At 45.6% G+C, this 21,429-nt stretch carries 17 protein-coding genes and 4 tRNA genes; 3 read left to right on the top strand and 18 right to left on the bottom strand.

Going from position 1 to position 21,429, the window contains the following annotated elements:
- Positions 1-57 precede the first annotated feature (57 nt).
- The 4 genes from VIA_RS19000 to VIA_RS18985 all read right to left on the bottom strand — a co-directional run bounded on the left by VIA_RS19000 (position 58) and on the right by VIA_RS18985 (position 660).
- Positions 58-142: transfer RNA gene (locus VIA_RS19000), tRNA-Tyr, on the bottom strand.
- Positions 143-213: 71 nt separating this feature from the next.
- Positions 214-298: transfer RNA gene (locus VIA_RS18995), tRNA-Tyr, on the bottom strand.
- Positions 299-370: 72 nt separating this feature from the next.
- Positions 371-455: transfer RNA gene (locus tag VIA_RS18990), tRNA-Tyr, on the bottom strand.
- Between the two features lie 120 nt (positions 456-575).
- Positions 576-660 (bottom strand) — tRNA-Tyr (locus VIA_RS18985).
- A gap of 284 nt (positions 661-944) precedes the next feature.
- Between VIA_RS18985 and VIA_RS18980 the strand changes: the two genes are divergently transcribed.
- Both VIA_RS18980 and vexH read left to right on the top strand, forming a co-directional pair.
- Positions 945-2,015, top strand: a complete 1,071-nt coding sequence (locus VIA_RS18980; RefSeq protein WP_004415177.1) for an efflux RND transporter periplasmic adaptor subunit — start codon at positions 945-947, stop codon at positions 2,013-2,015.
- Positions 2,015-5,137 carry a vibriobactin export RND transporter permease subunit VexH gene (gene vexH, locus VIA_RS18975; protein ID WP_004415174.1) on the top strand — a complete coding sequence of 1,041 codons (3,123 nt, stop codon included), beginning with the start codon at positions 2,015-2,017 and terminating at the stop codon, positions 5,135-5,137. The genes VIA_RS18980 and vexH overlap by 1 nt, the downstream gene beginning before the upstream one ends.
- 204 nt (positions 5,138-5,341) lie before the next feature.
- Here the strand turns inward: vexH and VIA_RS18970 are convergent, their stop codons facing one another.
- On the bottom strand, positions 5,342-5,941 hold the full coding sequence (locus VIA_RS18970; RefSeq protein ID WP_004415173.1) for a YitT family protein: 600 nt from the start codon (positions 5,939-5,941) through the stop codon (positions 5,342-5,344).
- 365 nt (positions 5,942-6,306) lie between these two features.
- Here VIA_RS18970 and glyA point away from each other — a divergent pair, with 365 nt between their 5' ends.
- Positions 6,307-7,557 carry a serine hydroxymethyltransferase gene (glyA, locus tag VIA_RS18965; RefSeq protein WP_004415170.1) on the top strand — a complete coding sequence of 417 codons (1,251 nt, stop codon included), beginning with the start codon at positions 6,307-6,309 and terminating at the stop codon, positions 7,555-7,557.
- Positions 7,558-8,144: 587 nt separating this feature from the next.
- Here the strand turns inward: glyA and VIA_RS18960 are convergent.
- The 13 genes from VIA_RS18960 to leuS form a co-directional block, all read right to left on the bottom strand.
- On the bottom strand, positions 8,145-8,471 hold the full coding sequence (locus VIA_RS18960; protein WP_004415169.1) for a hypothetical protein: 327 nt from the start codon (positions 8,469-8,471) through the stop codon (positions 8,145-8,147).
- A 133-nt stretch (positions 8,472-8,604) separates the two neighbouring features.
- Positions 8,605-9,570: a lipoyl synthase gene (gene lipA / locus VIA_RS18955; protein ID WP_004415165.1), complete on the bottom strand. Its 966-nt coding sequence runs from the start codon at positions 9,568-9,570 to the stop codon at positions 8,605-8,607.
- A gap of 29 nt (positions 9,571-9,599) precedes the next feature.
- Positions 9,600-10,247, bottom strand: a complete 648-nt coding sequence (gene lipB, locus VIA_RS18950) for a lipoyl(octanoyl) transferase LipB (RefSeq protein ID WP_004415164.1) — start codon at positions 10,245-10,247, stop codon at positions 9,600-9,602.
- A gap of 195 nt (positions 10,248-10,442) precedes the next feature.
- A complete protein-coding gene (ybeD, locus tag VIA_RS18945; protein WP_004415161.1) occupies positions 10,443-10,721 on the bottom strand; it encodes a DUF493 family protein YbeD in 279 nt (92 codons plus the stop codon).
- A gap of 151 nt (positions 10,722-10,872) precedes the next feature.
- The gene (locus VIA_RS18940) at positions 10,873-12,051 is read right to left on the bottom strand and encodes a serine hydrolase (protein ID WP_004415159.1); all 1,179 of its coding nucleotides are present in this window, start codon (positions 12,049-12,051) and stop codon (positions 10,873-10,875) included.
- 89 nt (positions 12,052-12,140) lie between these two features.
- On the bottom strand, positions 12,141-12,923 hold the full coding sequence (locus VIA_RS18935) for a septal ring lytic transglycosylase RlpA family protein (RefSeq protein WP_004415153.1): 783 nt from the start codon (positions 12,921-12,923) through the stop codon (positions 12,141-12,143).
- The gene (gene rodA / locus VIA_RS18930) at positions 12,923-14,044 is read right to left on the bottom strand and encodes a rod shape-determining protein RodA (protein WP_004415150.1); all 1,122 of its coding nucleotides are present in this window, start codon (positions 14,042-14,044) and stop codon (positions 12,923-12,925) included. The genes VIA_RS18935 and rodA overlap by 1 nt, the downstream gene beginning before the upstream one ends.
- A gap of 1 nt (position 14,045) precedes the next feature.
- A complete protein-coding gene (gene mrdA / locus VIA_RS18925; RefSeq protein WP_004417237.1) occupies positions 14,046-15,926 on the bottom strand; it encodes a penicillin-binding protein 2 in 1,881 nt (626 codons plus the stop codon).
- A 6-nt stretch (positions 15,927-15,932) separates the two neighbouring features.
- On the bottom strand, positions 15,933-16,403 hold the full coding sequence (gene rlmH, locus VIA_RS18920; RefSeq protein ID WP_004417235.1) for a 23S rRNA (pseudouridine(1915)-N(3))-methyltransferase RlmH: 471 nt from the start codon (positions 16,401-16,403) through the stop codon (positions 15,933-15,935).
- A gap of 3 nt (positions 16,404-16,406) precedes the next feature.
- On the bottom strand, positions 16,407-16,724 hold the full coding sequence (gene rsfS, locus VIA_RS18915) for a ribosome silencing factor (RefSeq protein WP_004415143.1): 318 nt from the start codon (positions 16,722-16,724) through the stop codon (positions 16,407-16,409).
- Positions 16,725-16,796: 72 nt separating this feature from the next.
- Positions 16,797-17,810, bottom strand: coding sequence for a DNA polymerase III subunit delta (gene holA, locus VIA_RS18910; RefSeq protein WP_004415140.1), 1,014 nt, complete (start codon positions 17,808-17,810; stop codon positions 16,797-16,799).
- A 5-nt stretch (positions 17,811-17,815) separates the two neighbouring features.
- A complete protein-coding gene (locus VIA_RS18905; RefSeq protein WP_004415137.1) occupies positions 17,816-18,466 on the bottom strand; it encodes an LPS-assembly lipoprotein LptE in 651 nt (216 codons plus the stop codon).
- A gap of 179 nt (positions 18,467-18,645) precedes the next feature.
- Positions 18,646-21,222, bottom strand: coding sequence for a leucine--tRNA ligase (gene leuS / locus VIA_RS18900; RefSeq protein ID WP_004415135.1), 2,577 nt, complete (start codon positions 21,220-21,222; stop codon positions 18,646-18,648).
- Positions 21,223-21,429 lie beyond the last annotated feature (207 nt).

Genomic DNA, 21,429 nt, shown 5'->3' with positions numbered 1-21,429 from the left:
CATTTGTGGATGTCAGAAACGAAAAAAGCCAACTCAATGAGTTGGCTTTCTTGAATATGGTGGAGGGGGACGGATTCGAACCATCGAAGGCAGTGCCAGCAGATTTACAGTCTGATCCCTTTGGCCACTCGGGAACCCCTCCAGGGTATTTTTATCCTTAATTGATGTTTTCCCAACACAACAATCAAGCTGATCTCTATAAAAGAGAAAATATGGTGGAGGGGGACGGATTCGAACCATCGAAGGCAGTGCCAGCAGATTTACAGTCTGATCCCTTTGGCCACTCGGGAACCCCTCCAGGGTATTTTTATCCTTAATTGATGTTTTCCCAACACTACAATCAAGCTGCTCTCTATAATAAGAGAAAATATGGTGGAGGGGGACGGATTCGAACCATCGAAGGCAGTGCCAGCAGATTTACAGTCTGATCCCTTTGGCCACTCGGGAACCCCTCCAGGGTATTTTCTATTCTTTTTACGGAATAGCTTAATTAAGGTTTTCCCAACACGTTAATCAAGTGTTTCTCACAACTTATCAAAAGGTTGTTCACCTAAAGAAAGTCACAAGAAGAAATATGGTGGAGGGGGACGGATTCGAACCATCGAAGGCAGTGCCAGCAGATTTACAGTCTGATCCCTTTGGCCACTCGGGAACCCCTCCAGGGTGTTTTCCTATCTCTCTAGGGATAGGCTTAAGCTATGTTTTCCCAACACATTGCTCAAGTGCGGAGCGAATCATAGCAAACTCGCTCAAGCTGTAAAGCGTTTTCTTAGAATTTTGAATTGAATGGTGCCTTTTTGGGCAAAGATGGCAGTTATTGACCATAAAGCTTAAACAATCAACGGTTTTACTTACACAATATTTCGCGCTCTTTACATTACTTGACGTTTAAATTGCGTATAAACGGATACAATACGGGTAATTACTCTATACAGAACTTCACTATGAAAAATAAAATTGTTTTGAGTTTGCTGTCATTGTCTATTATTGCAGCAGCACCAACAGCTTACGCTAAAAGGCAAGGGCCATCTTCAGTGACGGTTGTGACCGAACAAGTGCAGACACACGAAGTGTCTCAGTCGCTTGAATTGGTCGGTAAACTCGATGCAGAGCAATCGGTGACTATTTCTCCTGAGGTCACAGGTAAAGTTGACGTTATTGCGGTTAAAGCTAATCAAGTTGTGCGTAAAGGCCAGCTTTTAGTGCAGTTAAATGATGATAAAGCGCGCGCTGCGGTCACTGAAGCGAATGCTTACTTAAAAGATGAACAGCGCAAACTAAAAGAGTTTCAACGTCTAGTGAAGCGCAACGCAATAACCCAAACCGAAATTGATGCTCAGCAAGCGAGTGTCGATATTGCTAAAGCGCGTCTTGATGCGGCAAATGCTAATTTGAAAGACCTCCATATCAGTGCGCCTTTTGATGGCACGGTTGGTTTTATTGACTTTAGCCGCGGGAAAATGGTCAGTGCAGGTGCAGAACTTCTCAATCTAGATAACCTTTCCGTTATGCAGCTCGACCTACAAGTTCCAGAGCGCTACCTCTCTCAACTATCACAAGGCATGAAGGTTAAAGCCACGACGGCTGCTTGGCCTAGTCAACAGTTTGAAGGTGAAGTGGTGGGCATAGACTCGCGCATTAATGCTGAAACCTTGAACTTACGTGTTCGTATCCACTTTGCTAATGCTGAACAATATTTAAAGCCCGGTATGCTGGTTTCAGCCGACATGGACTTTCCAGCGATTGAAGCGCCAATTATTCCCGTTCAAGCGCTCGAATACTCAGGTACCAAGCGTTTCGTCTATGTTGTGGGTGAAGAGAGTAAAGCTAAGCGTACTGAGGTGATCTTAGGTGCACGCGTTGATAACCTCGTGGTGATTGAACAAGGCTTGGATATTGGCGAGAAGATTGTCGTACAGGGCATCGTTAACATGCGTGATGGCATAGCGGTGACTGAGCTAGGCAGCGACGCTCGTCCGAAGGTGGCGAATAACAGCCAAGAAGGGGCGAACTAATGCTGTTATCCGATGTTTCTGTAAAGAGACCGGTTGCCGCGGTCGTACTGAGTTTGTTGTTGTGCGTATTCGGTATTGTCTCGTTTAATAAGCTAGCGGTTCGTGAAATGCCTGACATTGAGAGTCCGGTTGTTTCGATCAGTACTCGCTATGAAGGTGCTTCAGCCACCATTATTGAAAGTCAAATAACCTCCAACCTTGAAGACCAGCTATCCGGCATTAGTGGTATTGATGAAATATCTTCAACCACGCGTAATGGTATGTCACGCATCACCATTACCTTTGAGTTAGGTTATGACCTCAATACTGGGGTGAGCGATGTTCGTGATGCGGTTGCTCGTGCGCAGCGTTCACTGCCTGATGAAGCCGATGATCCGATCGTATTTAAAAACAACGGATCCGGTGAAGCGTCGCTGTACATTAATCTTAGTTCGTCTGAAATGGACCGAACCCAGCTGACTGACTACGTTGATCGCGTGTTGATGGACCGTTTCAGTTTGATTTCTGGGGTGAGTTCGGTTGATGTTTCCGGTGGCCTGTACAAAGTTATGTACGTCAAACTCAAACCGGAGCAAATGGCCGGCCGAGGTGTTACCACATCCGATATTACTTCGGCGCTACGCAGTGAAAACCTCGAAAGCCCAGGCGGCGAGGTTCGTAACGATCAGATCGTCATGTCGGTGCGTACTGCTCGCAGCTATAACCAAGCTGAAGATTTTGAATATCTAGTCGTGAAACGAGCCAGTGATAATACGCCAATTTACCTACGTGATGTGGCGGATGTTTACATTGGCGCCGAGAACGAGAACTCGACCTTTAAGAGTGATGGCGTCGTTAACGTTAGTATGGGGATTGTCCCTCAGTCTGATGCCAACCCATTGGAAGTTGCCACATTAGTCCATAAACAGGTCGAAGATATTCAGCAGTTCTTGCCGGACGGAACGCGCCTTGCGATTGATTATGATTCGACGGTTTTTATTGAACGTTCAATCGCTGAGGTGTACAGCACGCTATTTATTACTGGCGGTCTTGTTGTTCTGGTTTTATACATCTTTATTGGGCAAGTGCGTGCAACCTTAATTCCAGCGGTAACGGTACCCGTTTCGCTCGTTTCGTCTTTCATTGCGGCTTACTATTTTGGTTTTTCGATCAACCTAATCACTCTAATGGCGTTGATTTTGTCGATAGGTCTGGTGGTCGATGATGCCATCGTTGTGGTTGAAAATATTTTCCACCATATCGAGCGAGGTGAAAAACCACTGCTTGCCGCCTATAAAGGTACTCGCGAAGTCGGCTTTGCCGTTATTGCTACTACGCTAGTACTGGTGATGGTGTTCCTGCCAATTTCCTTTATGGATGGTATGGTTGGTCTGCTATTTACTGAATTCTCGGTCTTACTCGCGATGTCAGTGATCTTCTCATCGTTAATTGCTCTGACCTTAACGCCTGTTCTTGGTAGCAAACTGCTAAAAGCGAATGTAAAACCAAGCCGATTCAATTTGTTTATTGATCGTATGTTTGGTCGTTTAGAGTCAGCATATCGAAAATTGCTGAAGGGCGCGTTGAAATGGAAGTGGGCGGCACCGTTAATCATCATGTCGTGTATTGGCGGCAGTTGGGGCTTGATGCAGCAAGTACCTGCTCAGCTAACACCGTCTGAAGACCGCGGCGTGATCTTTGCCTTTGTTCGTGGTGCGGATGCGACCAGCTACAACCGTATGTCAGCCAATATGGATATCGTCGAAGAGCGTCTGATGCCACTGCTTGGTCAAGGGTTCTTGAAGTCATTCAGCATTCAGTCACCTGCGTTTGGTGGTAATGCTGGTGACCAAACCGGCTTTGTTATCATGATCCTTGATGATTGGAATGACCGCGATGTCACGGCGCAGCAAGCCTTAGGCCAAGTGCGTAAGTCACTAGCAGGTATTCCTGATGTACGCGTATTCCCGTTTATGCCCGGTTTTAGAGGTGGCTCAAGTGAACCTGTACAGTTTGTATTAGGTGGTTCGGACTACGCGGAACTGAAAACGTGGGCAGAAAAACTAGAGCAGTTGGCCGAGGCATCACCATTTATGGAAGGTGCGGATATTGACTACTCTGAAAAGACCCCTGAACTGGTTGTTTCCGTTGATAAGCAGCGAGCGGCCGAGTTAGGAATCAGTGTTCAAGATATATCAGAAACGCTGGAGATCATGCTAGGTGGTAAGAGCGAAACGACCTTTGTTGAACGCGGAGAAGAATACGATGTTTACCTACGCGGAGATGAAAACAGCTTCAATAACGCATCTGACTTAAGTCAAATCTATATGCGTACCGCTTCTGGCGAGTTGGTGACATTAGATGCTGTCACCAAGATTGAGGAAGTTGCTTCGTCGATTCGTCTTTCACACTACAACAAGCAAAAATCAATCACAGTCACGGCAAACCTGTCGGATGGTTATACGCTTGGTGAAGCGTTGGATTATCTTGATCAGCAAGCAATTGAGCTACTGCCGAGTGATATCTCAGTGAGTTACTCTGGTGAGTCTAAAGACTATAAAGAGAACCAATCGAGCATTCTGATTGTGTTCGCTTTAGCATTGCTGGTGGCCTATTTGGTACTGGCGGCTCAGTTTGAAAGCTTCATTAACCCATTAGTCGTGATGTTTACCGTTCCTATGGGGGTATTTGGTGGCTTCCTTGGCCTGTTCTTGATGAATCAAGGACTCAATATCTACAGCCAAATTGGTATGATCATGCTGATCGGTATGGTAACCAAGAATGGTATTTTGATTGTCGAGTTTGCTAACCAACTGCGTGATCGCGGTATTGAGTTTGAAAAGGCGATTGTCGATGCTTCTGCTCGTCGTCTTCGCCCAATTATGATGACGGCGTTTACGACATTGGCAGGTGCGATTCCGTTGATTATGTCTACTGGTGCCGGTTATGAGAGCCGAGTTGCCGTTGGTACGGTGATTTTCTTCGGTATGGGCTTTGCGACATTAGTAACTTTGTTCGTCATCCCCGCGATGTATCGTTTGATTTCAGCAACTACCCAATCACCAGGCCATGTGGAAGCTGAGCTTAATCGCGAACTCAGTCATGATGTGAAGGCTCGTGTCTCACACGGAGACCTTAATTAAGCGGGCGGGAACAGGCGTTGCTCTAGGGAACTGTCATTCCATAGAGCGAGAAGGAGCGAGTAGGGAATTTCATCGAGTATTTGATTTGCTTTAAGAGATCCCCAACTCATTCGTCCCTCACTCTTGAGGATGACGAATTTATTTACTCAAACTAAAGAGGGTTGACGTTTTCACGTCAACCCTCTTTTTTTGTTATCCAGTTATTTACCCGTAGTTGACACTATAACGGGTTGGCTTGTGGTTCATTGCCAGTACTAGGTTTAGAGCGACAGCGCCAAGGATTGAAAGGCCAATCACTTCTGGTGAAACGAAGAAGAATGAAGCGACTAAAATACACATGTCGATCGCTAGCTGTGACTTACCGACTGAAATACCAAACTTGTCTTGAATAAATAGGCACAGCACATTGAAGCCACCCAAGCTAGAGCGATGGCGGAATAGAATTAGCATACCAAGCCCCATTAATAGGCCTCCGGCAACTGCACAATACACTTTATTGATCGTGTCTAAGCTAATCACTAAATAAAGGTGATCGGCAAAAATAGAGACCAAAGCGCCTGAAATTGCACTGTTAAACGCAAAACGAGAGCCAAATCGTTTCCATGCCAACAAATAGAAAGGGCAGTTAGCGACAAAGTAGAGTGTGCCAAACGAAATCGAAACAAACTGGCTGGCAAGCAATGCTAACCCGGTTGTACCGCCTGTCAATAATGACGCTGATTGTAGAAAGAAGACGCCTTGAGCAACTAAGAAGGTACCAGTCAAAATTGCGATCCAATCTTCTTTTCTTGAGTGTTTTTCCATCAATTTGAAATTTAACTAGTCAATAATGGCGAGCATACTATTTAAAAATGAAGGATTTCGGTAGCTTGAGAGCGAAATTTAAGGTAAACCTATGTAATTATCGTTTTACGGAGTGTAAAGGAAGAAATTGACACTTTGCTAAGTAAAAACTTGGTAAAAAGGTCATCATGATATTCTTCGTAAAGCATTATGAAAAAACTGCATGAGAAAAAATGAATTTTCTCTTTATGACCTAGATCAAATTATGTAGAATGCGCGTCATTAGCTTAATGCAAACGTTTGCGTCAGGTGGAAAACGTCGGTATTGAGGTCAAAAACCAGTTTTTTTGCAATTTTTAAGTCTTAATCTGAGTCAGGAGATACAGATGCTAAAGCGTGATATGAACATCGCAGATTACGATGCGGAACTGTTCGCAGCAATCCAAGAAGAAACTCTTCGCCAGGAAGAACACATTGAACTAATCGCTTCTGAAAACTACACAAGCCCACGTGTAATGGAAGCTCAAGGTTCTCAGCTAACGAACAAGTACGCTGAAGGTTACCCAGGCAAGCGCTATTACGGTGGTTGTGAGTACGTTGATAAAGCAGAAGCTCTGGCTATCGACCGTGCATGTCAGCTATTTGGTTGTGAGTACGCAAACGTACAGCCGCACTCTGGTTCTCAAGCAAACAGCGCTGTTTACATGGCTCTTCTTAACCCAGGCGATACGGTTCTAGGTATGAGTCTAGCGCACGGTGGTCACCTGACTCACGGTTCTCCAGTAAACTTCTCTGGTAAGCACTACAACGTTATTCCTTACGGTATCGACGAAGCAGGCCAAATCAATTACGACGAGATGGAGCAACTAGCGCTTGAGCATAAGCCTAAAATGATCATCGGTGGTTTCTCTGCTTACTCGCAAATCGTTGATTGGGCACGCATGCGTGAAATCGCAGATAAAGCAGGCGCTTGGTTATTCGTAGACATGGCTCACGTAGCAGGTCTAATCGCTGCAGGTGAATACCCAACACCAGTACCACATGCTCACGTTGTAACGACAACGACTCACAAAACGCTAGCAGGTCCACGTGGTGGTCTTATCCTGTCTAACGCGGGTGAGGAGATGTACAAAAAGCTGAACTCAGCGGTATTCCCTGGTGGTCAAGGTGGCCCTCTAATGCACGTTATTGCGGGTAAAGCAGTAGCGTTCAAAGAAGCAATGGAACCTGAATTCAAAGCTTACCAAGCGCGCGTAGTGAAGAACGCAAAAGCGATGGTTGCTCAGTTCCAAGAGCGCGGCTACAAAATCGTTTCTAACGGTACTGAAAACCACCTGTTCCTCGTTGACCTAATCGACAAAGACATCACAGGTAAAGATGCAGACGCAGCACTAGGTGCAGCGAACATCACTGTAAACAAAAACTCAGTACCAAATGACCCACGCAGCCCATTCGTAACGTCTGGTATCCGTGTAGGTTCTCCTGCAATCACTCGTCGCGGCTTCACTGAAGAAGATGCGAAAGAGCTAGCGAACTGGATGTGTGACGTGCTAGATAACATCGGCAACGAGGAAGTTATCGAAGCAACGAAAGCAAAGGTGCTCGACATTTGTAAGCGTCTACCAGTTTACGCTTAATTTTCGTCCTGAATGGTTCTATTTCTGCGTCAAAGGTGCTCATTTACTATCGTAAACTCCGCGTCTTTTCCTTGAACTAGTAACCATTCAGTTTGAAAACGAATTTAAGCCTCATCATTTGATGGGGCTTTTTTGATTTTGAAAAACGGCTATTTTATAGAGTGAAGCAGGGAGTGCCTTGTCATTCCATAGAGCGACGAAGGAGAGAGTAGGGAATCTCTAAACGCCTTCTACTCGCTGGAATAGATTCCCAACTCGGTCGTCCCTTCCTCTCGGGAATGACGGAGCGGGTATCGTGTCATTCCATAGAGCGACGGAGGAGAGAGTAGGGAATCTCTAAACGCCTTCTACTTGCTGGAATAGATTCCCAACTCGGTCGTACCTCCCTCTCGGGAATGACGGAGCGGGTATCGTGTCATTCCATAGAACGACGGAGGAGAGAGTAGGGAATCTCTAAACGCCTTCTACTCGCAAGAAGATATCCCCAACTCACTCGGGCATCTTTCTTGAGGGTGACAGACTTGTTTATTCAAACTAAAAAGGGTTGACGTTTTTAAGCGTCAACCCTTTATGCTTTCGTAACTCGCCTACTTAGGTAAGCTAATCAGCGTGCCTGACTTACATTTGAATGAGTAGTATTTGCTGCTTTCGCTAAACTTACCTAGACCTTCACCATCACAGTAGTCGAAGTTAATATCACGCATTGTTGCCAAAGTGTCTTCACTGTTTAGAGAAAACTTAGAACCGTCAGCACAAACAATACGTACGCGCTCATCGTCACTAACTGAATAAAGAGAAACGTCGGTATTACAAAGCTCAAAAGAGGCTTCACGAAAGTTGTCTTGCTTTGTATTTGAAGCGCAGCCAGCAGTAAGTGTCGCCAGCGCCACTGCGACTAGTCCTAATCTCTTCATAATAAATCCTTAGGTGATTTTATCTTGTACTCATAACTCGTTAGGTAAGCCTATATAAGAGTAGTTGTGCATTCAATAGAAATTAAAAAAGGCTGATATATTTAGCCAGCCTTTTAATCGTTTTCATAAACTTTTAGCTTACTTCTACGCCTTGCGCTTGAAGGTCAGCATGGTACGAAGAACGTACGAATGGGCCACACGCTGCGTGAGTAAAGCCTAGCTCAAGCGCGATTTCTTTAAGCTCATCAAACTCAGAAGGCGGAACATAACGCTCGACGGGTAAGTGGTGACGGCTTGGTGCAAGATATTGGCCGAGTGTCAGCATGGTAACACCATGTTCGCGAAGGTCTTTCAATACTTGAATGATCTCTTCTTTAGTTTCACCAAGGCCCATCATAACGCCAGATTTTGTTGGGATGTCTGGGTGCTGCTCTTTGAACTTCTGTAGCAGTTGTAGTGACCACTTGTAGTTCGCACCTGGACGAGCCTTGCGGTATAGGCGCGGTGCTGTCTCTAGGTTGTGGTTGAATACATCTGGTGGATTGTCTTTCATTAGATCCAGTGCGACATCCATGCGGCCACGGAAGTCAGGGACAAGGGTTTCAATTCTAATGTTCGGGTTAAGAGCACGGATCTCTCGGTTACAATCAGCGAAGTGTTGTGCACCACCATCACGCAGGTCGTCACGGTCAACAGACGTAATAACGACATACTTCAGTTTCATATCTTGGATGGTTTTCGCCAGTTTTTTCGGCTCATCCGCTTCAGGAGTAAGAGGGCGCCCATGGGCAACGTCACAGAATGGGCAGCGACGAGTACAGATTGCACCAAGGATCATAAATGTAGCGGTACCGTGGTTAAAGCATTCCGCTAGGTTTGGACATGAAGCCTCTTCACAAACAGAGTGGAGGTTATTTTTACGCATAGCCGACTTAATGTCTTGGATACGTTGGCTGTCCGCTGGGAGCTTGATCTTCATCCATTCAGGTTTACGAAGAACTTCTTTTTGCTCTGTTGGCATGTTCTTTACTGGAATCAGTGCCATTTTGTCAGCGTCGCGGTATTTAACGCCTTTTTCCATTTGGATTGGTTTACTCATGCTTCTCTTACTTCTCGTTACTGTTTGTCTTATTGGCTGGCTAATGTTGTGGATTCAACGTGGTCATAACCGAGTAGAGCCACCAGTTCTTCGACTAGCTTATGTTCGACCTCGATAATGTCACTTGGACCACCAAGTTGACTCACTTGAACCATTTCCATTCCGGCATAACCACAAGGATTGATCCGGTGGAACGGCGATAGATCCATATTTACATTTAATGCTAAACCATGGAACGAACATCCTTTACGGATTCGCAAACCTAAGGAACAGATTTTTTTGCCATCTACATACACACCCGGTGCATCTGGGCGCGCTGCAGAGTCGATATTGTATGTCTTTAGCGTGTTAATTACGAGATTCTCGATATGCGTGACGAGATCTCGTACACCAATTTTCTTACGACGAAGGTTTATCAGGAAATACGCGACTAGCTGACCAGGTCCATGGTAGGTCACTTGACCACCGCGGTCACTTTGTACCACGGGAATGTCGCCAGTGTTCAGTAAGTGCTCTGCTTTACCCGCTTGCCCTTGAGTGAACACAGGGTTGTGTTCAACGAGCCAAACTTCATCGGCGGTTTCATCCGTTCTGTTATCGGTGAAGTCATGCATTGCGCGCCAAATTGGCTCGTAATCTTGTCTGCCGAGATGTTTCACTACAAGCTGGTTTTGCATTCCGCTGTTCCATCGTCGATTAATAAAGTAGACGGATTATAAACTGCTTCTGGCAATCGAACTATATGCCAGTAACACATTTTTAACCCTAGAGTTTTTGCAGGATATTTATCTGTTTGATATCTAAAAAGAAAGCAGCTTTCGCTGCTTTCAAAATAATTTGAATCTATCAAATTTATTTAGGCTTAATAAGCCCTATAGAACCATACGTACGATGTCGATCTCACCGAGTTCTTTGTAAAGCGTTTCAACCTGCTCGATTGAAGTGGCAGTGATGTTCACTGACACCGAGTGGTAATTGCCCTTAGCACTTGGCTTAACCGTCGGGCTGTAATCACCTGGAGCATGGCGTTGGATTACTTCTAGAACCTTCTCTGGTAGTTCAGGCTTTGCATAGCCCATAACCTTGTAAGTAAAAGAACAAGGGAACTCAAGCAGGTCTTTCAGTTTAGCGTCTGAGTTAATGTTCAGCATGTTGGAACTCCAAGTTGAAAGTCGTTGTTTGCAGCGCGGAATAGTACTGCCTATCGATGAGGATCTCAAGGCACCGAGATTCGCGGCTCAATATTATAAATACAATTAAAAAAGCCGCACTAGGCGGCTTCTTATCAGCTACATGCAGAAATTACAGGAAGCTTTTAAACAGCATTACAATGTAATCCCATAGGCGGCTAAATAGGCTGCCTTGTTCTACGTCTTCTAGCGCAAGAAGTGGGTACTCTGCAATATCTTCACCTTCTAGTTGATAGTATAGCTTACCAACTACGTCACCCTTCATAATTGGGGCTTCTAGCTCCTTTTCAAGTACAAAGCTAGCGGTTAGGTTTTTCGCTTGGCCACGAGGTAACGTTACGTAGGTATCTTGGTCAAGACCTAGCGCAACAGTATCTTTGTTACCCATCCAGATTTTCTCTTCAACAAATGTTTCGCCAGCTTTATGCGGAGCCACTGTTTCAAAGAAGCGGAAGCCATAGCTAAGCAGCTTTTTGCTTTCAGACTTACGTGCGTTCGCATTTTTAGTGCCCATCACAACCGCAACTAGGCGCATTTGACCTTCAGTCGCTGAGCTCACTAGGCTATAGCCAGCGTTGCTTGTGTGACCAGTTTTAATGCCGTCAACGTTCATGCTCTTATCCCAAAGTAGACCGTTACGGTTGTATTGGGTGATGCCGTTGTAAGTAAATTTCTTATCTGAATAGATACGGTACTCATCTGGCACATCGCGGATTAGCGCGCTACCAAGTAGAGCCATATCATAAGGCGTTGAGTAAAGGTTCGGGTTATCTAGACCGTGTACGTTAGCAAAGTGCGTGTCTTTCATACCAATGGTATCAGCCCAAGCGTTCATTAGGTCGACAAACGCGTCTTCAGAACCAGCGATGTGTTCAGCCATTGCAACACACGCATCGTTACCAGATTGAACAATGATACCGCGGTTTAGGTCTTCAACTTTAACGGTGGTGCCAACTTCAATGAACATCTTCGATGAATCAGGGAAGTTCTTTGCCCAAGCGTTTTTACTGATAGTCACATCGTCTTGTAGAGAGATGTTGCCACGCTCAAGTTCTTGACCGATTACGTAGCTGGTCATCATTTTGGTAAGACTCGCAGGAGAAAGCTTGGTGTTCATTTCTTTCTCTGCCAGAACTTTACCAGAATGGAAGTCCATCAAAACGTAACCTTTAGCTGCGATTTGAGGAGCGTCAGGAACAACAATTGGAGATGCGAAAGCAGACGTTGCGATGGTTGCAGAAAGCGCAATTGATGACGCAAACACTGATTTAATTAGTGAGTTTTTTTTCATAGTGACTACAGGTTTATCTAAAACTGTCCATATCTTAACAGAATCAATCACTCAAGCCAGTGTAGTGATTAAGTACACTGGATTGAGGACTAGTGGGATTTTATGAAAGCGCTGGTATAACCCAGTTCTTTTACTTGCTCTAGTGCTTTTTGGGTCTGCATATAATCGTTAAACGGACCTAAAAAAACACGGTGAATATCGCTAGCAGAATTGACGTAGCTCTTCACTGATAGCTTTTGACTCAAGTCTTGCGCTAAAGTTTCAACGCGATCTTGATGTTTTGAAGAAGCAACCTGCACAATGAACTTTGGCAGTGCATCTTGCTTGTGGGTTTGAGTCGGTCGATCCACGGAAATGACTTCAATTGCGACGTTGGCCGTTCCAGTACGAATGACATCAAGCTTTAATGCCGCAGCATAGCTGAGATCAATAATACGTCCCGGATGGAAAGGGCCACGATCGTTAACTCGTACTACTGTGGTTTTCCCGTTGTCCTTATTAGTGACTTTGACATAACTTGGAATTGGCAGCTCTTTATGCGCTGCTGTCATTGAGTACATGTCATAGATTTCACCATTGGACGTCAGGTGACCATGAAACTTCTTACCGTACCAAGAGGCTTGGCCCTCTTGCTTAAATCCGTTTGGATCTTTAATGATTGTATAGCTCTCGCCGCGTAGCGTGTAATTACTGTTACCCCCTAAGCTATAAGGTTCGTATTGCGGTGTTGCATCTTCAATATGATCAACACTGATTGGTGTATCTGGGGCAATATCATCATCAATCGAATAGCGTTTCGATGGGGATGAAGAACACCCAGCCAGCACTAGGCTAGCCAGAAGTGTAGGGAGCAGTAGCTGCTTGTTAATCATTATATTGCCTTAGAGAATGCTTTTCTGTGGGTATGAATCGACATTAAGATGCCAAAGCCAGCCATTAGGGTCACCATGGATGTACCACCGTAACTGATAAGAGGTAGTGGAACCCCCACTACTGGCAAGATGCCACTGACCATACCAATATTAACGAACACATAGACGAAGAAGCTTAATACGATACTTCCTGCCATCATTCGGCCGAAGGCGGTCTGAGCTTTACTCGCTAATACCAAACCTCGTCCAATGATAAATAAATACAGACTGAGGAGGAGCAAGATGCCAATCAGGCCCCATTCTTCAGCAATAACAGCGAAGATAAAGTCTGTGTGTCGCTCGGGTAAAAACTCAAGCTGAGACTGAGTACCTTGCAACCACCCCTTGCCAGAGATACCACCTGAACCAATCGCGATTTTACTTTGAATAATGTGGTAGCCAGCCCCAAGCGGATCGGACTCTGGGTTGAACAGTGTTCTTACCCTGACTTTTTGATACTCACGCATCAAGAAGAACCACAGTATTGGTAGAAATGCGCCTAGACCACAAGCGGCGGCAAAGATGATCTTCCAGCTAATACCAGCAAGGAAAATAACAAAGATACCAGATGCTGCGATAAGGATTGACGTACCTAAGTCAGGCTGTTTAGCGATCAAAATGGTTGGCACAAATACCATCACCAAAGAGATCACTAACGTTTGGAATGTTGGAGGTAGTGGGCGCTTACCAATATAGCGAGCGATCATCAATGGAACCGCAAGTTTTAGGAGTTCCGAGGGCTGAAAACGGATAAAACCTAAATTCAGCCAGCGTTGAGCACCTTTGGAAGCTTCGCCAAAGAACAGTACCCCAAGCAGTAAAACCACGCCACCGACAAACATCAACGGAGCCAAGGCTTCATAAGTACGAGGTGGGATTTGTGCGAGGATCAGCATCACACCAAGCGATAGACCCATACGCATCGCTTGGCGGTCCATCATCGCCAGACTTTGTCCGCTCGCACTGTACATCACCACGAGGCCAAACCCCATTAGTGCAAGAATGCCAAGTAGCAATGGTAAGTCTAGGTGGAAGCGTTCAAATAGAACGCGGTTTTCACCAGTTGCTGGATTTAAATCCATATTAATTTGCCTTTTGATCTTCAACTAACGCGTGGTCAAAAATCCGTCTCACCACAGGACCGCCTTGAGAGGAACCACCACCTGCATTTTCCAATACGATCGTGACGATGAGTTTCGGATCGTCAATTGGTGCAAAGCCAGTAAATAGTGCGTGATCTCGTAAGTGCTCTGCGATTTCATCCGCGTTATATTCTTCATCTTCAGCTAGGCCAAAGACTTGTGCAGTACCTGATTTTCCGGCACTGACATATTCCGTTTTGTAAAATGCTCGGCGCGCCGTACCTTTCTTACCGTGGTTAACCAGACGCATGCCTTCTACGGCTATATCCCAGTAGCGCTCCTTTACCCCAGTAATCGGCGGGTAGGTTTCGATGTCTGACAGTTGTTGCTGTTCGAATCGTTCGCTATTTTCAATCGTTGCACGTAATAGGTGTGGTGCGACAACTTCCCCGCGTTTGACTAAAACAGAAGTTGCTTTAGCGATTTGCATCGGCGTTGCGGTCCAGTAACCTTGCCCGATACCTACAGGAATGGTATCACCTTGATACCAAGGCACACGGTGACGGGCCATTTTCCAATCACGGGTTGGCATATTAGCCTTGCTCTCTTCGTAGATATCAATACCGGTGTAGTCACCAAAGCCAAACATCATCATCCAGCGAGAGATTCGATCAATCCCCATGTCATAGGCAATCTGGTAGAAGAAAGTATCCACTGATTCTTCAATCGACTTCACGATATCGACTTTGCCATGTCCCCATGCTAACCAGTCACGGAATGGACGAGTTTTTGAGTTTGGAATCTTCCAGTAACCAGGGTCGTTTCGAGTGGTATAAGGTGTGATGACCCCTTCTTGTAGGGCTGCCACTGCCATAAATGGCTTGATGGTTGACGCTGGTGGATAGATACCTAGTGTTGCACGATTCACCAGAGGACGATTTATATCATTGAGTAGCGCGCTATAATTTTTACTTGAAATGCCGTGTACAAACGCGTTGGGGTCGTAACTCGGGCTCGACACCATCGCTAACACGCCATTGTCTTCAGGATCGAGTACAACAGCGCTGCCGCGACGACCAGCAAGAAGTTCATGGATATAGATCTGTAAATCGATATCTAAGTTAAGAACAATGTCTTTTCCTGGTTCAGGTGGTACGTATTTAAGTGTGCGAATCACTCGGCCGCGGCTGTTGACTTCGACCTCTTGATAACCCGCTGTGCCGTGGAGAAGATCTTCATAGTAGCGTTCAATGCCAAGCTTACCGATGTCTCGTGTCGCTTGGTAGTTTGCATCTTTCTCTTCTCGAATAAGTCTCTGCATGTCACGGTCATTGATACGTGACACATAGCCAATAACGTGCGTGAGTACTTCGCCATACGGGTAGTGACGTTTTAATGCGGCATTAATTGAAACGCCGGGGAACTTGTACTGATTAACGGAAAACTTCGCGGCTTGATCCTGAGTTAACTGAGTCAGGATTGGGACCGACTTAAAGCGACGTGTTTGACGGCGCTCTTTCTCAAAACGTTCAACTTGCTCTGGGGTAATCGTTAGGATCTTTTGTAGACGTTGGATGGTGTCATCCATGTCTTCTATTTTTTCAGGCGTGATTTCAAGGCTGAATACCGGGCGGTTTTCAGCTAATAGGTTACCATTGCGGTCGTAAATTAACCCGCGGTTGGGTGCAATAGGAACCACTTTGATTCGGTTATCGTTAGAACGAGTTTTATAATCTTGATATTGGTTGATCTGGATATTGTATAGGTTGGTAACCAGAAGTCCCATCATCGTAACGATACCAATGAAAGCGACAACAGCGCGACTCTTAAATAGCCGCGCTTCCTCATGGTAATCCCTTATCTGGGTACGCTTTCGTAACATCTATGGTTATTCTCGGTGGTACGGGTGGTTAGCGGTAATGCTCCACGCTCGGTATAAACTTTCTGCCATGACAATACGCACTAACGGGTGTGGCAACGTTAGTGCTGATAGCGACCAGCTTTGGTCGGCGGCCGCTTTACAAGCGGGAGCCAGACCTTCTGGACCACCGATAAGGATCGATACATCACGCCCGTCGAGCTTCCAGCTCTCTAGTTGTTCCGCTAGTTGCGGTGTATCCCACTTTTTACCAGGGATGTCGAGAGTAACAATTCGATTGCCTTTTGGCACGGCTGCCAGCATTGCCTCGCCTTCTTTTTGCAGAATCCTTGCAATGTCGGCATTTTTTCCGCGTTTTCCGGCTGAAATTTCAACAAGCTCTAGTGGCATGTCATGTGGGAAGCGGCGTTTGTACTCTTGAAAGCCTTCTTCGACCCACTTTGGCATTTTAGTGCCAACGGCAATCAATTGTATCTTCATTGATTAGCCCCAAAGCTTTTCAAGTTGGTAAAGCTCTCGTTGTTCTTCTTGCATCACGTGAATTATGGTTGTGCCCATGTCTACAACAACCCACTCACCTTCTGCTTCACCATCAATACCAAGAGGTTCCATACCAGCCATTTTTGATTCTTTTGCAACGTGCTCAGCGATAGAAGCCACGTGACGTTTCGACGTGCCCGTACACACGATCATAAAATCGGTAATGCTTGATTTACCCTGTACATCAATCGTTTTGATGTCTTGGGCTTTCATGTCATCTACTTTGTCGACTAGGAAGTTATTTAACTCTTCAAGTTGCAAGGTGTTGTCCTCGTTGATGTTACGCTGTTGTAGCGGTTTTCTAATTTTTGGCGGCGAAGTATATCACGCTTTTTATAGCTTCACTTGCGGCAGGCAAATCTCGGTACTCAACTGGTGAAGTAGTGGCCAGCTTGATTGATCGTACTGAGTTTTTACCAGTAATTCTATTTTGGCTAATAGTTGTAGTAATTGAATTATTTTTCGTGGTGTTAATCGGTTTAGCGCCGATGAATAGAGTGGGCGCTTTGATTGCCAAATACGATAACTCTCAAATACCTGTCCAATTGGCTTGAGCTGGATTTGATTGGCCATATTCAAAAGTTGGGTGAGCTCTTTTTGCACCGTACGGATCAAAATGACACTTTCAACGCCTTCTGCTTCCAGTTGGCGGAGTATTCTTTGTGAGCGCTTTGCTTTACCCGCAAGTAGAGCATCAATCCAGTGAAAAGCGGTAAAGTGGTTATGGCGACTTAGTGACTCTTCCAGTCTGACTAGGTTTAATATGCCATCAGGGTATTGTAAGGCTAGTTTCTCAAGACTCTGGGTTAATGCGAACAAGTTGCCCTCATGCCACTGAGCAAGCATTTGAACGGCTTCTTGATCCGGCTTTAGGTTTAATGCACGGCAACGAGCTTGAACAAACTGGGGCAACCTTTGAATATCAGGGGTTAAGCAGTTCACCCAACAGCCATTATTTGCCAAAGCTTTAAACCATTTAGCATTCTCTTGAGCTTTGGTCAGTTTGCTACCAATCAGTACAAAGATAATATCGCTATGCAGCATCTCTGAGACTGAAATCAGTTCTTTGGCAATGCCGGCATTAACGCCAGACTCGGGCAGTTCAAGCTCAATGATCTGCTGGGCTGAGAATAGACTCATTGCTTGGCAGCAGTCATAAACGGCGTTCCAATCAAACGAGTTATCGATAGCAAAGCGGTGACGTTCTTCAAACCCCTGCGCGAAAGCGGCTTTTTGAATCGCTTGACGAGATTCTTGAATAAGCAGTGGTTCACTGCCAAAGATTAGATAAGTAGGGTGGAGCTGCTTATTGAGCTGCTCCACTAAACGATCGGCGAAAATTCGCATAATAATTACTGATTCACTGGCGCTTCAGAAGTGGTTTGACCTTGAGAATCCTCTGAGTAGAAAGTTTTCACTCGGTATTGCTCTTCTTCCGCTTTCAGTTGCGCTTCTTGTTCTTGCTCAAGCAGTTCATTCGCTTCAATATCTGCTCTTAGGCGACCCATTTGACGAATGATTTGTGTCGCGGCAAGTTTACGCATCTCGTCTTCAATCATGTCTCGTTCTACCGACTTTGCCAGTGCCGTTAGCGGGTTATCAAGGTAACTACGGGTTACGCTAGTGGAGAACGTTTTTGCCCCTAGCTCCGGAAGTGTCACACGGTAAGAGGCACGGAAAGTCAGCTCTTTTTCTGCTGCGCGAGTGTTTTGGTAAAGAGAAAGCGTACGTTCGCCAACCCCTTCGCTTAAGAGATGCAGGTTAGGTACGTTCTCTGCCGGTGCGACGACTTCAATCTCACTCATGCGCAATTGACCTTTCATCATTCGAGTGAAAGTACTGTATTGGTCGTAGCTGGTTAGAGACATTGTTTCTAGCTCTTCTGGGACAGAGTAATCACCGCGAAGATGGAAACCGCAAGCCGATAGAAGACTTGCCATTAGAACAACACTGGTAAGCTTGATTGATGACTTTGAGATCAGGCGTGATGCGCTATGAAACATGGATATAGGGCTCTCGATTATTGGAATATTTATCTTACGATTCTATGGCTCACACTGGAGACTAAAACCTTAAGATAAATAGTGCAGGGTAAGGCTTTAGTTCAATAGACTAAAGCTACCCTGCATATGACTTACTTATCTGCGATTAGTTCGCTGTACTTTCTAGTTTGCAACTGTGCTTAGTTAGCAACGATGTTTAGAAGCTTACCCGGTACGAAGATAACTTTGCGGATCGTTAAGCCATCTAGGAACTTTTTAGCGTTCTCATCGTTTAGACCAAGTTCACGAACTTGCTCTTCTGTCGCGTCTGCAGCAACCGTTAGCTTCGCACGTAGCTTACCGTTGATCATTACAACGATAGTCTTCTCGTCTTCAACTAGTGCTTTCTCGTCAAACGTCGGCCATGTTGTTGAGTCTACGTTTGATTCGCCAAGAGCAATCCACATTTCGTAAGAGATGTGCGGAGTCATTGGGTAAAGCATGCGAACTACCGCTTTTAGCGCTTCATCAAGGATCGCACGGTCTTGTGCTGATTCTTGAGGCGCTTTCGCTAGTTTGTTCATCAGCTCCATGATTGCAGCGATCGCAGTGTTGAACGTTTGGCGACGGCCGATATCGTCCGTTACTTTCGAGATGGTCTTGTGAACATCACGACGTAGTGCTTTTTGGTCACCAGAAAGCGCAGCAACGTCAACAGATTCAGCAGCGCCCTTAGAAGAGTGAGCGTGAACCAGTTTCCAAACACGCTTAAGGAAACGGTTTGCACCTTCAACACCAGACTCTTGCCACTCAAGCGTCATGTCTGCAGGTGATGCAAACATCATGAATAGACGTACAGTGTCAGCACCGTACTTATCTACCATCTCTTGTGGGTCGATACCGTTGTTTTTCGACTTAGACATTTTGATCATGCCTGAGTGAGCAACGTCACGGCCTTGGTTGTCTTTTGCAGAAGTGATGCGGCCTTTACCGTCACGCTCTACAGCAACGTCAGTAGGTGCAACCCACTCTTTCGTGCCTTTCTCGTTCTCATGGTAGAACGCATCCGCTAGAACCATGCCTTGACATAGTAGTTGCTTGAACGGTTCATCAGACGTTACGTAGCCAGCATCACGTAGTAGTTTGTGGAAGAAACGAGAGTACAATAGGTGCATACAAGCGTGCTCGATACCACCGATGTACTGGTCTACTGGTAGCCAGTAGTTTGCTTTTTCCGGATCTAGGATATCGTCAGCTTGTGGTGAACAGTAGCGCGCGTAGTACCAAGAAGACTCCATGAAGGTATCGAACGTATCTGTCTCACGTAGAGCAGGTTCGCCGTTGAAAGTTGTCTTCGCCCATTCTTTGTCTGCTTTGATTGGACTAGTTACGCCGTCCATTACCACGTCTTCTGGAAGAATCACTGGTAGTTGGTCAGCGGGTACTGGATGAACTTCACCGTCTTCAGTCGTGACCATTGGGATTGGTGCGCCCCAGTAACGTTGACGAGATACACCCCAGTCACGTAGACGGAAGTTTACTGTCTTAGTGCCTTTGCCTTCTGCTTCTAGCTTCGCTGCGATTGCATCGAATGCTGCTTGGAATTCTAGGCCGTCGAATTCGCCTGAATCGAACAATACACCTTTCTCTGTGTAAGCCGCTTCAGAGACATCTAGCTCAGAGCCATCTTGTGGCTTGATTACTGGGATGATGTCGATGCCGTACTTAGTTGCGAATTCGTAGTCACGTTGATCGTGAGCAGGAACTGCCATTACCGCACCTGTGCCGTAATCCATAAGAACGAAGTTTGCTACGTAAACAGGAACAACGCGACCGTTAAGTGGGTGAACAGCGGTTAGGCCAGTATCCATGCCTTTCTTTTCCATTGTTGCTAATTCAGCTTCAGCAACTTTGGTATTGCGACACTCTTCAACAAATGCGGCAAGCTCAGAATTGTTCTGCGATGCTTTCTCTGCAAGTGGGTGACCTGCAGCGATAGCAACGTAAGACACACCCATTAGCGTATCAGGACGAGTTGTGTACACTTCTAGTGGCGCTTCTTCACCGTTAACAGCGAAAGACAGCTCAACACCTTCAGAGCGACCGATCCAGTTGCGCTGCATGGTTTTAACCATTTCAGGCCAACCTTCAAGGTTGTCTAGGTCGTCTAGTAGCTCTTGAGCGTATTCAGTGATTTTAATGAACCACTGTGGGATTTTCTTTTGCTCTACTGGAGTATCACAACGCCAGCAGCAACCGTCTTCTACTTGCTCGTTTGCTAGTACTGTTTGGTCGTTTGGACACCAGTTAACAGAAGAGGTCTTCTTGTAAACTAGGCCTTTTTCGTAAAGCTTAGTGAAGAATTCTTGTTCCCAGCGGTAATACTCAGGCGTACATGTCGCGAACTCACGGTTCCAGTCGTAACCAAAGCCTAGAAGCTTAAGTTGGTTCTTCATGTACTCAATGTTTTCGTAAGTCCATGGTGCTGGTGCAGTGTTGTTTTTTACCGCTGCATTCTCTGCAGGTAGACCAAACGCATCCCAACCGATTGGCTGCATTACGTTCTTGCCTTGTAGGCGTTGGAAACGAGAGACAACATCACCGATAGTGTAGTTACGCACGTGACCCATGTGCAGTCGGCCACTTGGGTAAGGGAACATAGATAGACAGTAGAATTTTTCTTTGTTTGGGTCTTCATTTACAACAAAGGTCTTGTTGTTGTCCCAGTGCTGTTGAACTTTCTGTTCAATATCTTGCGGGTTGTATTGTTCTTGCATCGATGATGTCCGGTTATCTTGGAATTTGTGAGTTCGGTTAGAACAGACTTAAATAGATCGTCATAGAATACCTAAAGGAACGAGGTACAACAATAGCTATCCCCGTCATACTTGCAGTAGCTGCGTGGTTGATGACGTAAATTCCCCCCTGAATACATAGAAGAACTATGCTTATAGGAAGGGATCTGGTTATTTTACTAAGAGTTA

The organism is Vibrio orientalis CIP 102891 = ATCC 33934, from assembly GCF_000176235.1.
GTDB lineage: Bacteria > Pseudomonadota > Gammaproteobacteria > Enterobacterales > Vibrionaceae > Vibrio > Vibrio orientalis.
This window is presented reverse-complemented; position numbering and strand designations above follow the sequence as displayed.

Coding starts and splice junctions, on each gene's coding strand:
- rodA (WP_004415150.1), bottom strand. CDS start 14,044: ATGGATTTAAATCCAGCAACTGGTGAAAACCGCGTTCTATTTGAACGC.
- rlmH (WP_004417235.1), bottom strand. CDS start 16,403: ATGAAGATACAATTGATTGCCGTTGGCACTAAAATGCCAAAGTGGGTC.
- leuS (WP_004415135.1), bottom strand. CDS start 21,222: ATGCAAGAACAATACAACCCGCAAGATATTGAACAGAAAGTTCAACAG.
- VIA_RS18960 (WP_004415169.1), bottom strand. CDS start 8,471: ATGAAGAGATTAGGACTAGTCGCAGTGGCGCTGGCGACACTTACTGCT.
- glyA (WP_004415170.1), top strand. CDS start 6,307: ATGCTAAAGCGTGATATGAACATCGCAGATTACGATGCGGAACTGTTC.
- VIA_RS18970 (WP_004415173.1), bottom strand. CDS start 5,941: ATGGAAAAACACTCAAGAAAAGAAGATTGGATCGCAATTTTGACTGGT.
- holA (WP_004415140.1), bottom strand. CDS start 17,810: ATGCGAATTTTCGCCGATCGTTTAGTGGAGCAGCTCAATAAGCAGCTC.
- mrdA (WP_004417237.1), bottom strand. CDS start 15,926: ATGTTACGAAAGCGTACCCAGATAAGGGATTACCATGAGGAAGCGCGG.
- VIA_RS18940 (WP_004415159.1), bottom strand. CDS start 12,051: ATGAAAAAAAACTCACTAATTAAATCAGTGTTTGCGTCATCAATTGCG.
- lipA (WP_004415165.1), bottom strand. CDS start 9,570: ATGAGTAAACCAATCCAAATGGAAAAAGGCGTTAAATACCGCGACGCT.
- VIA_RS18980 (WP_004415177.1), top strand. CDS start 945: ATGAAAAATAAAATTGTTTTGAGTTTGCTGTCATTGTCTATTATTGCA.
- VIA_RS18935 (WP_004415153.1), bottom strand. CDS start 12,923: ATGATTAACAAGCAGCTACTGCTCCCTACACTTCTGGCTAGCCTAGTG.
- ybeD (WP_004415161.1), bottom strand. CDS start 10,721: ATGCTGAACATTAACTCAGACGCTAAACTGAAAGACCTGCTTGAGTTC.
- vexH (WP_004415174.1), top strand. CDS start 2,015: ATGCTGTTATCCGATGTTTCTGTAAAGAGACCGGTTGCCGCGGTCGTA.
- VIA_RS18905 (WP_004415137.1), bottom strand. CDS start 18,466: ATGTTTCATAGCGCATCACGCCTGATCTCAAAGTCATCAATCAAGCTT.
- lipB (WP_004415164.1), bottom strand. CDS start 10,247: ATGCAAAACCAGCTTGTAGTGAAACATCTCGGCAGACAAGATTACGAG.